At 49.0% G+C, this 14,625-nt stretch carries 11 protein-coding genes; 6 read left to right on the forward strand and 5 right to left on the reverse strand.

Annotated features, from left to right (window positions below):
- Positions 1–9 precede the first annotated feature (9 nt).
- The 3 genes from ACXAG2_RS15645 to ACXAG2_RS15655 are packed head-to-tail and all read right to left on the reverse strand — an operon-like array spanning position 10 to position 4,281.
- On the reverse strand, positions 10–1,245 hold the full coding sequence (locus ACXAG2_RS15645) for a hypothetical protein (RefSeq protein WP_474868436.1): 1,236 nt from the start codon (positions 1,243–1,245) through the stop codon (positions 10–12).
- Entirely contained in the window at positions 1,214–2,011 is a 798-nt protein-coding gene (locus ACXAG2_RS15650; protein ID WP_303572986.1) for an outer membrane lipoprotein-sorting protein, read from the reverse strand. Before ACXAG2_RS15650 ends, ACXAG2_RS15645 begins: the two co-directional genes overlap by 32 nt.
- Entirely contained in the window at positions 2,008–4,281 is a 2,274-nt protein-coding gene (locus ACXAG2_RS15655) for an efflux RND transporter permease subunit (protein WP_474868438.1), read from the reverse strand. Before ACXAG2_RS15655 ends, ACXAG2_RS15650 begins: the two co-directional genes overlap by 4 nt.
- A 291-nt stretch (positions 4,282–4,572) precedes the next feature.
- Between ACXAG2_RS15655 and ACXAG2_RS15660 the strand changes: the two genes are divergently transcribed.
- From ACXAG2_RS15660 to ACXAG2_RS15685, 6 genes are all read left to right on the forward strand, one after another.
- A complete protein-coding gene (locus ACXAG2_RS15660) occupies positions 4,573–6,816 on the forward strand; it encodes an acyl-CoA dehydrogenase (protein WP_474842711.1) in 2,244 nt (747 codons plus the stop codon).
- A gap of 192 nt (positions 6,817–7,008) precedes the next feature.
- The gene (locus tag ACXAG2_RS15665; RefSeq protein WP_474868440.1) at positions 7,009–7,446 is read left to right on the forward strand and encodes a hypothetical protein; all 438 of its coding nucleotides are present in this window, start codon (positions 7,009–7,011) and stop codon (positions 7,444–7,446) included.
- On the forward strand, positions 7,421–7,942 hold the full coding sequence (locus ACXAG2_RS15670; RefSeq protein ID WP_474868442.1) for an EAL domain-containing protein: 522 nt from the start codon (positions 7,421–7,423) through the stop codon (positions 7,940–7,942). Before ACXAG2_RS15665 ends, ACXAG2_RS15670 begins: the two co-directional genes overlap by 26 nt.
- Before the next feature lie 7 nt (positions 7,943–7,949).
- Positions 7,950–8,540, forward strand: coding sequence for a thymidine kinase (locus ACXAG2_RS15675; RefSeq protein WP_474868445.1), 591 nt, complete (start codon positions 7,950–7,952; stop codon positions 8,538–8,540).
- 127 nt (positions 8,541–8,667) lie between these two features.
- On the forward strand, positions 8,668–10,245 hold the full coding sequence (locus tag ACXAG2_RS15680; RefSeq protein WP_474868447.1) for a serine hydrolase: 1,578 nt from the start codon (positions 8,668–8,670) through the stop codon (positions 10,243–10,245).
- A 111-nt stretch (positions 10,246–10,356) separates the two neighbouring features.
- A complete protein-coding gene (locus ACXAG2_RS15685) occupies positions 10,357–10,494 on the forward strand; it encodes a hypothetical protein (protein ID WP_474847813.1) in 138 nt (45 codons plus the stop codon).
- Between the two features lie 109 nt (positions 10,495–10,603).
- On the opposite strand, the gene ACXAG2_RS15690 is transcribed toward ACXAG2_RS15685, so the two are convergent.
- Together ACXAG2_RS15690 and ACXAG2_RS15695 are read right to left on the reverse strand one after the other, a co-directional pair.
- A complete protein-coding gene (locus ACXAG2_RS15690; RefSeq protein WP_474868449.1) occupies positions 10,604–13,108 on the reverse strand; it encodes a TonB-dependent receptor domain-containing protein in 2,505 nt (834 codons plus the stop codon).
- Between the two features lie 454 nt (positions 13,109–13,562).
- Positions 13,563–14,591: a LacI family DNA-binding transcriptional regulator gene (locus ACXAG2_RS15695; protein WP_474868452.1), complete on the reverse strand. Its 1,029-nt coding sequence runs from the start codon at positions 14,589–14,591 to the stop codon at positions 13,563–13,565.
- Positions 14,592–14,625: the final 34 nt, after the last annotated feature.

Raw genomic sequence — 14,625 nt, forward strand, 5'->3', positions numbered from 1 at the left:
TTCCTTTCCTTAGAAATAATATTCCAGCGCTACCTGTACGTGGTCGTCACGGCGCATGTAGTAAAACGTGTCGTCGGTTTGATCGGAAGAGAAGAAGTAAGCGTCCATCTTCCAGCGCCAGTTGTCAGTCATACGGCTTGAAGCTTCAACAAAAGCACTGTAGGTATCACTTTCATCCAAATCCTGAATGAAGCCGGATAAGATTTCTGTACCGTCGATATCATTCCAGACCCAGCGTAGTCCCAGCATCAGGTCGTTCTGACCGGTGGCGAAGAAATTATCTTCACGCTCATCATACTGATATTCCATCAGCACACCCAGATCATAAGAGGTACCGAAAACGCCCACCGAAGTGCGCTCAAAGCCGGCCACTGCGGCGGCAAAATCTTCACTTTGCCCTGCGCGGTAAATCCCTTCAAACTTGAGCAACCAGGCGCCCTGCACTTTCAGTAAATCCACGCCGTATTGTTCAATTTGGGCATAGTAAGGCTGAATAAACGGCGTGCTGTTTTCATCGGTTGCCTGCAGCAACTCAGGTTCACGGGTTGTACCGTCGAAATAAGACAGGCCAATTTCCCAGTCCCCCAGAGAACGTTGCCATCTCAGTGCAAAATCCACATGGTTCTGTTCATCATCAGATTCATACAACGCCGAATTTTCACGAATTTCAACAGGCGGACGTAAGCGGCCGTCTTCACCCGGGAAGGTACGTTCACGAAAATATGGCAGGACAAAACCGGACAATGTTCCCCAGTCGCCGAACACGTTAAGGTTGATCATCGGCTGACCAAGCTTATCTTCGCCGTCGATGTTTTCTACCATGTCGGTCTGATTAATAATGTCGACCAGGTGAATGGATTCCGTTTGTCCCCAGAATACCTTGCTTACGCCGACACGGGTTTCCCAGTTATCAGCTGCGTGCATCCACATTAATTCACGTAAATCAAAGTGTGTGCGCTGCTCATCTTCCTGGTCCAGACGGGCAAAAGGCTTGAACAGTATACTGTCGATGCCGTCGTTCCATTCCGTGTACATTTCAGGTTCTAAAAACACGGAAGCCTGAGAGCGGGGTTGCCCGGGATACGCTGCATCCTGAAGAAAGTAGCGGGTTTCCACACCGGCTGAGCCACTAATGTCAATATCTGACATGTCAGCCATTGCACCGGCAGAAAATCCCAGTGTGGCGGCAACAAGTGACAAACGTCTGACGGGGTTAGCGCGCCCGGCGTAAACTGTTACTGTCAAAGTCCGATTCCTCTAATTCTGTGCCAAATTCCAGTTTGTGTGTAACCAGTTCGGTAGATTTTTGTGTTTGCAGATTGTACATAAAACTACGCAGAGGTCGCCAGAACTCCCCCTCAAATAGTTTGTAATCTTCAAATTCGAGTACTTTAAGCGCTTCACCCTTGCGGTCGAAAAACTCAACCTTGCGGGGCCGGTAATGTTCTTTATCAATCCATAAAATTTGTTTTGAATAGCCTGAATATTCATCCATAGGGGTTTGTTCGAGTACGTAGACATCATCCCCCTGATACTTGTCCTCACGGAGTAAGTCGTAAGAGAACTTAGGGATTTCAAAGGACGTCATGTCTTCAAAGGCATATTCGCTGCCCAGAAACGGACCGGATTTGTTGCTGGTAGAAATCCGGCGGACACGCTTCACAGCAGGCAGAAAAATCCACTGCTCGTCAGGTGCATCAACATGACTGAAGCTTAAAAATGCGGTGCCGCTTAAATCCCGCGGTGAATCAAATATTGTCAGCGCCTTATCACCGTCGGTGGGTACTTCCAGCGTTTTCACCCGCATTTCCCGCTGGGCTTCCTGCCCCTGGGCATTGCGCAGGGTCATGGTAATACTGGCAACTGTATTTTCCCAGCCACGGTTAACATCTTTTCTCGCTGTCGCAATACGAAGGCCTTCTTTCTCAGAAGCTTCATCTGCAATAACCGGAGTCGTCAGCACCACACTCAGTGCCAGTGACGCTAAAGAGAGCTTGCGTAATTGTCTCATGTAGCTTCCCTCGTTGTTTTGTTTTTATCTTTATCCAGCCACATTAGGAATGAGGGCAGGAAGAGTAAATCAATAAATAATGCTGCAATGAAGATAATGTTTGTCATTAACCCCATGTCTGAGTTCAGGCGGAAATCAGACAACAGCAGTACACCAAAGCCGGCAGCCAGCACCACTGTTGTGGTGATCATGGCCCGGCCTACGGTGCGGAATGCGTATTCCACGGAATCCCGCACGCTCATATTATCTTTTCTTGCAGCCTGGTATTTCAGCAGAAAATGTACAGAGTCGTCGACGATAATCCCCATGGTCATACTCAGTTCTACTGACAGCGCCATATTGATTTCGCCGGACATCATGCCCCATATTCCAAAGCCCACACCAGCCGGCATTAAGTTAGCCATCAGGCTGACTATTCCCAGTCGCCAGGACCGCAGTGCAAGAGTGATTAACAGTGAAATCACCACCAGCGCAGCCACTGAGCCCCACACCATGCTTTCCATGTTTCTGGCACCGATGTGCGCGAACATCAAGGCGGGACTGGCCGCTTCCAGACGCAATTCTGGTGCCAGTTTACCAAACCACCGTTTGGTCCGCGCCTCAAATTCGGTGAACTCCTCACTTCCGAGGTTTTCCAGCACGGCAATAATGCGAACACCGGACTTGTCGATATCTATCTGGTTATTCAGATCGAGACCATATGGCAAGGACATTTCGTACAGTAACAGGTACTGTGCAGCGAGATCTTTAGATTCAGGTAAGGTGAAATATGCCGGATCATCATCATGCATATTCATGTTGAGGCGCTTGATGATGTCAGCAAAACTCAGCACATGTTTGACTTCCGGCTGCGAGCGCAACCATTTGGCCAGTGCATCCACCTCTTTCATCACCGCCGGGTCATTGATGCCATAGGGCTCACCGGTATAAACAGCAAAATCAATATTCGACATGCCGCCCATATATTTCTTTTGGATTTCAACGGACTGACGAAACGGTGATGATAAATCGAAGTATTCCACAGCCACATCATTCAGGCGATTATTCAGGCAGAACAGCAGCGACACAGTGAGAACGATGACCGAATAAGGCAGAATACGGCGGTGATTGCTGATAACCCATCCACCCAGTTTTTTAACCTGAGTGTCGTCGCCATTTTGTTCTTTAACGCGGGGGGCTGGCAGTAAAGTGAGCATAGCCGGCAGCACGGTCAAAGACAAAATACAGGCCAGTACAACCCCGACGGCGGTTAAATTTCCAAGGTGAGATAAAATAGGTACTTCCGCAAAATTCAGCATTAAAAAGCCAATTGCTGTGGTACCGCTGGTAAGTAAAACCGCCTTGAGGTTTAGCACAATACTTTCAGCCAGTGCCTGTTCCTTCGCCAGACCCTGCTGAATTTTTTGCCGGTAAGTCACAATAATGTGTAGGCAATCAGCGACAGCAAGCGTTGTGACCATGGTCGGCACATTGACCGTAGAGGGACTCAGAAAAATTCCCCACCAGCCGGCAATTCCCATCGTCATCACAATCGTGCCGCCAACAACCACGAGCACTACTGCTGATGCTGCTTTTGAGCGTGTTAATAGTGCAATCATCACCGCAATGATGATAAACATAAGCGGGATCAGGGTAGACGCATCATCCTGCGCTGTCAGCGCGAATGCGTCATTCATTGTCACAATCCCGGACAGATAAATTTTATGGCCCGGGTAGGCGGTTTCATATTTCTCTTTTAACTCTCTGGCGAACGCCCCGATCTTCATTATCTTGGGAGTCTGGTCGCCTTCGGGTAGCTGAATTGTGACATTGATCACCGCCATCTCTTCGTTGTCGGAGATAAGCCGCCCGCGTAAATTTTGGATGGGTTCAATAACTTCCCTCACCCATCTGATATGGGCCTCATCCGTTTGCCCTTTGCGAATAAGATCCTGCACCACCAGCCCTTCCTCATCGGCAAAGGTATACTGATAATTCGACAGTGATTCCACCCGGTTAGACATGGGAATATGCCAGGCATCCTCTGTGAGGGCATGGATAAGTTCGAAGGTTTCCGGCTGATAGACGTTTTCACTATCCGGCAAAATGAGGAAGGTAACATTTTCGCTTTTGCTGAAAACATTCTGCATTTCTTCATAAGCCAGTTTCTGAGGATCATCAGGCTCAAAGAAAACTTTATAGTCTCCGCGGAAATAAAGATTACCGGCTCCGAAACCGGTGATGACGCACGCCAGCAGAAACAGTGCGATGACTGTTTTCGGTTTTTCCATGCACCACCGCGCCCAGGCCGGGAGTGTTTGCATAAAATGTCATGTCCTTTTATCTGTTCTGTTTCACAGTGTATCTGCTAAAAGCACAGAGTATAAGTATTTGCCCTTATACGCAGGATTTCCAAAAAGAAATTTAATGTTTAAAAAAACACCACGAAAACAAGCAGGTAAATAAACCCGCGTACTGGCTCAGGTATCTCATTTAACAGACTGCTTACATAACATTTGATCTTTAGAAAATGTCATGTAGTATTAGAAGAATACAACTGGTCAGATGAGCGGATGAGTAATATGAGTATTCGAAAAAGCCTGAAAAAAGTTCTTCCACCTATTTCTGTGACAGAGCAGGAAGCATTGGACGCCGGTGATATCTGGTTAGAAGCCTCTATCTATCAGGGCAAACCAGATATGCAAGCCCTGCGTGCCATTCCACAGGCGAAATTAAGTGCCGATGAACAGGCATTTATTGACGGCCCTGTGCAGGAATTGCTGGGATTAATCGATGATTTCGAGCTGGCAAATGGTAAGCACATTCCGGATGAGATTTTAGCGTTCCTGAAGAAACACCGTTTCTTCTCTATGATCATTCCGAAGAAATTTGGTGGTCTGGAATTCAGTCCTTACGCCAACTCAACCATCGTTGCAACTATCGCTGCGAAAAGTGGTGCTATTGCCGTAACCGTTATGGTGCCTAACTCGTTAGGTCCGGGCGAACTGCTGATGCACTATGGTACAAAAGAGCAGCAGGACTACTATCTGCCCCGCCTTGCAGTGGGTGATGACATTCCCTGTTTTGCACTGACCAGCCCTGAAGCCGGTTCAGATGCCGGTGGCATTCCTGATGCAGCTATCGTCACGAAGGGTGAATGGGAAGGTAAAGAAGTTATTGGTCTGAAAGTCAGCTGGGACAAGCGTTATATCACGCTTGCGCCAATCGCTACCGTACTGGGCCTCGCATTTAAAGTTTTCGACCCTGATCAACTGCTGGGTGAAAAACTTGAGCTGGGTATTACCTGTGCCCTGCTGCCAAAATCTCACCCCGGCGTAGAACTGGGTAACCGTCACGATCCTATGGGACAACGTTTCTACAACGGTACGACCCGTGGTAATGATGTATTTATTCCTATGGATTTCATTATCGGCGGTCAGAAAAACATCGGCCGCGGCTGGCAAATGCTGGTGAGCTGCTTAGGTGCAGGTCGTGGTATTTCATTACCGGCCATGGGCGTTGCAACAGGTCAGGCGGCACTGAAAGCGTCTGCAGAATACAGCTTTGTGCGTGAACAATTCGGACTGCCAATTGGCCGTTTCGAAGGTATTCAGGGCAAACTGGCAGATATCGCCGGTAAAACATTCCTGCTGGAGTCTATGCGTGTTCTGACAACAGAAGGTTTGGGTTTAGGCCTGAAGCCGTCAGTAGTGACTGCGATTGCCAAATACCATATGACTGAGCTGGGTCGTGACGTAATGAACTCGGCAATGGATATCCTGGCGGGTAAAGCCATTCAGCGCGGTCCGCAAAATACGTTATCCGGCGGCTACAGTTCATTACCGATTGCCATTACGGTGGAAGGTGCCAACATTCTGACACGTAACCTGATGATCTTCGGCCAGGGTGCAATGCGTTGCCATCCATACCTGAAAGAGATGGTGGATCTTATTCACAGTGACGACCACTCTGCCGACGGCGAATTCAATAAAGTATTGAAGAAAACGGTCAGTTTCAGTGTGAAAAATGCGTTCCGCAGCTTAGGTAAGAGCTACCTGCCCTTCCTGCGCGGTGCAGAGTCTGCACTGCCGGAAGTGACAAAGTACGAGAAGCGTCTTAATGCATTGTCAGCAAAACTGGCTCCTATGGCCGATTTATCGCTGGCGGTACTGGGCGGTGATCTGAAAAAAGCAGAATTGCTGTCAGCCCGTCTGGGTGATGTAATGAGTTATCTGTACGGCGCCATGGCAGCCATCCGCTTCTATGAGCAACGTGTAGAAGACCGTAAACTGGCACAGCCTTACTTCGAGTACGCTATGGAGTGGACGCTGCAACAGGCTGAACAGGCACTGGTTGATTTCATCGGTAACTTCCCGAATACAGCAACCCGTGGTCTGATGCGCCTGCTGACCTGTACGTATACCAATTCAGTCAGCGGGATCAGCGATAAGCTGTCCTGTGAACTGGCACTGGCATCCATGCAGGATAACAGCATCAAAGCACAACTGACGCACCTGGTTCGTCCTGTTGCCGGTGACGGTAACGACATCAACGAGCAGGCGTTTAAAGCGAAACATGCTGTCGCCCATCTGTTAGGTAAAGTACAGAAGGCGCTGCGTAAGGAACCGGTCATCCCGTTCCTGTCGTTTGAAAACGCACTGAATAAGTTACAGGAGCGCGGTGTTGTAACGGCTCAGGAAGCTGAAATGCTTCACGATTACAATGAGAAGCGTAAGCTGGCTGTCCGGGTTGACGAGTTCAACTTTGACCTGGAGCCGTTATCTCAGGAAAAAAGCGATTCTTCAGCGAAGAAAGACGCTGCCTGATATTCTGAATACTGCTCTACAGCATTGATTTAAAAGGTGACTACGGTCACCTTTTTTATTGCTTTTTGCCGGTTTTGCACTATACCTTTTAGCAGGAACTTTTCCGGTTTACCCGGGCGGTACGCTTCTCCGTCATCTCCCGGTGAATACATATAAAATGTGACAGGGCCGTCCAGCTGACAGGATTAAGTAGTGCGCCCCATATTCCACCACTCCACACTGAATGATGCCGCGTTAAGGGATGTTGTGCACCTGCTGCACTCCAATGCCTTTAACGGCATGATTATCTCTGTCGCTGCCATCAGTGCGCTGACATTCGGGTTCGATACACCGGAAACCCATTCAGTCAAACGACTCTTCTGGTTGATCATGGTGTCTGTTTTACTGCTTCGCTTTCTTGATGCCATCTTCTGGATGAAAGTCCTCAGGCAGAAAGACAAATCTCCCCGTCCCGCATTTTTCCGGTTCGCCATTGGTGTCACACTGACAGCCATCATCTGGGCGCTCTATTGCGTTACCCTGTACCCGCTGATGGATATTATGGAGCTGGCTACCACTGTTGTAGTGCTGTCAGCCCTGGCGGGCGGTGCAGCGGCAGTGCTCGGTGCCAGCAGGCTGGAAAGCCCCTGACGTTGCCGTTTCGGTGAACGTATCGGTGATTCAGCTTATGGAAGATAACTTCATTCTCAAGCTCGACGAAGCACTCAGTCATACGGGCCTTGCGCCTTCCAGGTTGCATCTGGAAATTACAGAATCTGTTTTCGCGGACAATAAACAAAAGCTTGCGGCACAGGTAAATGCCATCAAAAATCGCCGAGTAGCCGTTTCCATAGACGATTTCGGTACCGGCTTTTCATCGCTGAGTCAGCTTCAGCTCCTGCATTTTGATCACATTAAAATTGACCGGTCGTTTATTCATAACCTTAACTCAGCAGGCGGCCCGATTATCCGTGCGACCTTGCTGATTGCCGGCGAGTTCGGCTGTAAAACCGTTGCCGAAGGAGTAGAAACAGAAGAACAGGCTACAAGGCTTAAGGCGATGGGTGTAGACTACCTGCAAGGATTTTACTTCGCCAGGCCTGAGCGTGCAGAGGCACTGACCGGCCGGCTCGAAACAGAACAATAATAATCACATGGCTCAACTTTACTTTTACTACTCTGCAATGAATGCAGGGAAATCTACCTCACTGCTCCAGTCTGCTTACAACTACCGTGAACGGGGTATGCATGTACTGATTTTCACAACGGCAATCGATGACCGCTATGATGTGGGTAAGGTCACATCAAGAATTGGTTTGCAGGCCGACGCCAGTTTATACGGTAACGAAGATAACTTGTTCCGGCAGGTATTTAAGGCTCACCGTGCCCAGCCGCTGGACTGCGTATTTATTGATGAAGCGCAGTTTCTGACTAAGGCGCAGGTAAGACAACTGGTAGAAATTGTCGACGAACTGGATATTCCCGTGCTGGCCTACGGACTCCGAACAGATTTCCTCGGTGAAACCTTCGAAGGCAGCCATTATCTGCTGGCCTGGGCTGATAAATTTACTGAGTTGAAAACAGTCTGTCACTGCGGTCGCAAAGCCACATTTGTGGTGCGGATGGATGAACAGGGCCAGCCTGTCACCGGCGGTAATCAGGTTGAGATTGGCGGTAATGATCGTTATGAATCTATGTGCCGCAAACACTTCAAACAGCTGGTATGGGATCAACCGTCGGCGTAGATCCGCATCAGCGGTTTCCTGCAGCGCCGGGTCGTTAATCCGCCACCCCGTGTCACTGAACCTCTGACAGTTGACAAGCCTCTCAATATTTTCAACAGTGGTGTGAAAAGATAAAGGAGTACACCACTTGCGCAGGCTTTTTCTCACCGGCTTATGTGCCACCCTCATTGCAGCTCAGGCTGCGGCTGATACGCAACCGGTAAACCAGTTGCCATCTGATTTGAAAACACTGCCGGATACCATTGACCGTGCTTTGTCAGAATTTTACACCCCGGGCATGAGCGTGGGCATTGTGAAAGACGGCAAGATTGTGTACCTCGCCGGACATGGTCTCAGAGATAAAGAGCAGGGGCTGCCAGTGACACCTGACACCTGGTTCAGGCTGGCTTCTGTCAGCAAAGCATTTACAGCCACCACCGTGGCACAACTGGTAGACGAAGAAAAACTTAACTGGCACACAAAAGTCGAAGACGTGCTACCCGGTTTCCGGATGGCCGACCCGTTTGCCAGCCGCGAAATGGATATCACCGATCTGTTAACACACCGCAGCGGTTTGGGTTCAGGTGCCGGAGACAGCATGTTATGGCCGGAGCCCTCCGGGTTCAGCCGTCAGGATATCGTGCATAACCTGCGCTTTCTGACGCCTCAATACAGTTTTCGCAGTGAATACGCCTATTCCAATGTGATGTATATCACAGCCGGGGAAATAGTGGCGCACCTGACGGAAGACAGCTGGGAATTCCGCTTACAAAACCGTGTATTTGCTCCCCTTGGTATGGACTGCTTTGGTGGTGATGTGCCGGGCTATGTGCTCGAAAACCGCGCCATCAGTTACGGCCACAATGATGAGAGAGGCATCTATCCCATTCCCCGTAACCAGTTGGCAGAAAAAGGCATTATCTCTGCTGCTGCCGGCGGCGTCAGCTGTAATGCGACGGGTATGCTGAAGTGGATTCAGATGTGGCTGGATGAAGGTAAAAGTGCCGGCGGTGAAACCATTCTCTCAGAAGATGCATACAACACCATGCTGACGCCGCAAACCCTGTTGTCTGTTGATGACACTGACGAAGAATGGGACCACATGCATTTTAAGGCGTATGGCCTCGGCTGGCGGCTTATGGATATTTTCGGCCATAAGGTAATCTCTCATACCGGCACCTTATCCGGTTATCAGACGTATGTGGCTTTCGTACCGGATCAACAACTGGGTGTGGTGGTACTGAATAACGGCTCCAACTACGGTGCCCGCGGCGCTGTCATGCAAACCATCCTCAAAGCTTACCTGCCTGAAAGTAATAAGAGAAACTGGATAGATGAATACCGGGCTTATCAGGATAAGCAGGAAGAGAAATATCTGGCCAGACACACGACTCCCTCTGGCAGCAATAAAGTGCTGTTACCGCAAAACACCTACGCCGGACAATTCAGCGACGAATGGTTTGGCCTGATGACCGTTTACCCTGAAGGCGACACCCTGCGGATCAAATCTGACAAAATGCCCACACTCACCGGCAGACTGGAGCCCTTTGAAGATCATACATTTGTGATCCGCTGGGACAACCAGAACGCAGCCAGTGACGCCTTTATCCGTTATCAGGTAAATGTAAAGCGGGAAGTCACCGGCTTCACCCTCTACCCGTTTACAGAACGTGAAATAACCAACCATGAATGGCGGGATATGGTTTTTACTGTTGATAAGGAATAGCCCGGCCGGGATGCAGAATCATCAGGAAAGCGATTAGAGCGATTAGTATTTAAGATTTCAATCGTTTTATAAAATCACATAATCTGTACCCAACTTAACAAGGAGCAGATTATGGCTAAAATGATTCAAAAACTGGTAAGCAAAAATAAAACACAATCTACCCCGGCAATGACCTGTAATTATCAGAATAATTACTATGGCGATCAGGTATGTGTGGCGTGCGCACCGGTCAAAGGTAAGCGGGCGTAAAGGTGACTTTAAGGTCACTCCTCTGTCCGAAAATACCGGCAACACCGGAAATAAAAAAAGCCCGCACCGGAAACCGGTGCGGGCAATGCTATTTCACAGGGAGAGTGAATCAGTCGAACAGGTACTTCAGAGATACCACAGTAGTACGGCCGTTCAGCGGGCGGGCACGGATGTAGCTGCCTACTGCTGCAGAGCCTTCTTCAGATTCTGTAATAACAAACTCATCAGTGGCGTTGTTTACGTTCAGAGAAACTGAGAACTGGTCATTAACCCAGTAAGTGGCAAATACATTCACCAGGTTATAAGCATCCTGTTTCAGGTCATTGTTGTCCTGAACATAGTACTCGGTAGAGCCTTGCAGAGATGCACCCACTGACCAGAAATCAGTAACGTATTCCGGTGTAATTGTCCAGATCCAGTCAGCCTGACGACGGGGTGTGTTACCCACCAGCGTTGCATCATTCGCGTCTTTGCTGATTTCAGCATCTGTCCATGTGAGGTTACCGGACAGCACGAAGTTATCAGTTGCATTCCAGCGTCCTTCAAATTCCAGACCTGTTGCTTCATATTCGCGCATGAACGTCAGACCGCTGGTCACTTCAGCCTGAGTATCTTCCGTCACTGTGTCGAACAGCGTAGCGTTCAGCATCAGATCACGGGTGCCATACTTATAACCAATTTCAAGTTGCTTCGTTGTATCGAAGCCGGAGGTTGTGTTGGTCAGGCTGCCATCAGTATTCAGTGTGCCGCCAATTTGCAGCAGACGGTCTGCCAGTGCACGACCACCTTTCGAGTAGCGGGCGAACAGGGTTTGCGTTTCGCTCAGTAAATAAGAACCACCCAGTGAATAGGAAGTGTTATTGGCACTGTAGTCAACAATTTGCGATGACGCACCGGCGCGGTTCAGGTTAATCACACCGCCGCTGATGAAGCCGCTGTTCTGCGCAGACGCATCTTCAATCTGTTCAATAACACCGTTTCCGTTAATGTCGTAATCGGCATTGCCGCCACAGCAAGAGCTGATCAGTTCACCCGATGCATCAACACTGTCGTAACGCACTGAAGCATCAATAAGAATGTTGTCTGACAGTTCAAAGCCTACGTTCATGTAGGGTGCAGTTGTCACATAGTTCAGATCCCACTCATATGACAGGAAGCTGGCTGACAGCAGGCCGTTGGATACCAGTTCAGTACCATCAGCATCTGTAATATTCAGCAACTGCGAGTTGTCACCGTCCAGCGTCTGGATAAAGGTTTGCCAGCTTGCCCAGCTCGTCGCAATATCCTGATTTGAATAGTAATAACCTACTGTCAGTGATACGCCGTTATCAAACTCTTTACGCAGGCTCAGATCGTTAATCATGTTACCCAGGTCATTGAGACGGGCATCAAACTGTAAGTTAGTAAATGCTTCGCCGGTATACACTTCACCTGCACCCGGACCATTCGCCAGAGTAACCGTGGTGCTGTCGCAGTTCAGCGCATTACCTTCACCATCAAGCGCGCCGGAACAAAGCGCAGCAGCGAAGTTTGATACATCGCCCGGGCCGGCAGGGAAACCGTCAGTGAAAGGTGCAATGAATCCACCGGAAACATCCGAAATACGGAATTTGTTTAGCAGGAACAGATTGTCCGCAACTTCCAGGTCTACTTCCACGCCGAATGAATTAACTTCCGATGAAATGCCGTCGCGTACGTCACGGTTTTCCGGATTTCCGTAGCTGTCAAAAGTAGAAATATTCGTGTTATACACTGAGTTCAGGGCCTGTGAACTGGCATCAAAACCGGGAACAGGACCGTACTCGCCGTCACCTTTAACCAGTACCGGAGATGGCAGATAAGTGGAGACTTTGTCGTCCAGGTTTTTGTAGTAGAAACGGATGTGACCGTTATCCAGCAGCTTAGTGATATTAAATTTCACCTGGCCGCCTTTATCACCGTGATAACCGGTGTCACGGGTACCTTCACCACCGCGGGCAAAGCCGGCAATGTGATAATACAGGTCGTCGCTGATTTCACCGCCGTAACGGAAATCCAGGCGCATTTCATCGTAATCCACACCAAAAGATGTACCGATAGCACCACCACCGATTTCACCGGTGTTGCTGATCATATTGATAACACCACCCGGCGAGTTACTGGCGAAAGTCGACGCAGAGCCACCGCGAACGGCTTCTACATTAGCCACTGACCAGTCATAACGGATGAAGTTATCAGCATTACCAAAGTTGATATCACCGTATTCCAGTACCGGTAAGCCATCTTCATGAATTTGCAGAAATTTGGAACCGCCGGTAGCCAGAGGGATACCACGGATAGTGATGTTCGCGTTACCGCCACCACCTGAAGACTCAGCACGAATCCCCGGAATAGCACGGAACACTTCAGCAGTAGAGCGTGGCGCAAGTTTTACAATATCGTCTTCGTTAAAGGAACTGACCGACACGCTGGCTTCCTGCATGGTGGCACCACCAGGGGTTGCAGTCACAACGATTTGTTCGTATTTGGCTTTATCCTGGGTTTCAGCGTCAGTATTGTCCTGAGCAAAAACGGGACTGGCTATGACTGCGCTGACAGCCAACGCTAATCTACTGAATGCATAACGCTTAATCATGTTTTCTCCGGGAGAGTGTTTGAGTGTTTACAGGCTAACAATCCGGTCACTTTTCTAACGGGCAGCTTATTCCCACCTTCATTGCAACCAGACTTAATCGTTTAAGAATTTAATCTAAAAACTTTCCAGTGTAAATACAATGTGAAGAATTTATATAATAAAGACAATAAACGACACGATACAATCAATATAAATCAGCAATTTATGATTGATAAAATTTTATTAACCTGTTTTAAAATATACCCAAAGGGATAACAATTTAATCTTATTTGATTAAGATAAGTGCAAAGAGGCAGGCAATTATGAAGGCAGGTACCGCTTTAATTGTCCGGCCAGGCTGACGCCGGCCGGTGCAGCGGATGAAAAGGTGCAACAAAAAAAGCAGTTTTACAAAAAGAAAGAGACGGCAGTCTGAAGCGATGCCGGTAGCGGTACTAAGACACCGGAAGCGATATCAAATTGTACCGCCGTTAAGAAGTTCGAAATCGAGTATTACAGAGTCAGCCTGCTCACCTTCCAGTAGCAGCTTTGCGGCAGTTTCCCCCTTTTCGATGCTCGACTGGCAAACCGTGGTGAGAACAGGACGGGTGCGGCGGGCTTCGTCAATACCGTCAAAGCCGGTAATTTTCAGTTCCTGCGGCACTTTAATACCCTTGCTGAGCGCACATTGCAACAACTCCAGCGCAATCATGTCACTCATGCACAGTACGGTTTGCGGGCGGGGTGAAATACTCAGCACTTCATTGGCGGCCTGACGGGCAAAATTTCCCCCGCTCTCCGGAATATGCCAAATCCATTCATTATTAATGTCGCAATTTTTGCGTTTCATCGCCCTGAAATATCCATCAAGCCGGCGATGAGAAATTGCACTGTCTGAGTCCAGCAGCGGACTGTCGTACACCCTGCAGGTCACAGGTGAGTCGATAAGTTTCAGTCCCAGAATAGCGGCCCGCTCACCTTCTTCCAGCGCTTCCATCGCAATCTGATAAGCGGCACTCTCGTTATCGATGTTCACTGAGGGGCAGCCTTCAAGGTTGAAGTCTACCGTGACCACCGGTTTACTTAATTGCCGTAGTTCTTCCCCTAGTTTCGGGTTTTGGGGCGCACCATAGCAGATAAAGCCGTCAACGAAATCGGCCACATCGGTAATAGTTTGTGCATTACCGGCATACAAGAGTAAATGCTTTTGAGCGTCCTGCAGCACGGAGGAAACGCCACGGATGAAGGTAGATGCAACAGGGTCACTGACCATGTATTCAATGTTATCGGCAAGCACCAGCGCCACAATATTAGACTGACCTTTACGGAGGATCTGCGCTGCCTTATTAGGCCCGCTGTAACCTATCTCTTTACAGGCAGCCAGAATGTCATCACGCCTGGCGGCAGAAAGCTGGTCCGGGCGGTTAAAAGCATTAGAGATGGTTGCGGTAGAAACGCCCAGCTTTTCAGCCACATCTTTTAAAGTCAGTTTTACTTTTTTCATTGTTACGGCAAAGGTCACTGTACTGAATGCCGGC

Source organism: Alteromonas sp. ABH4_456 (assembly GCF_056160645.1).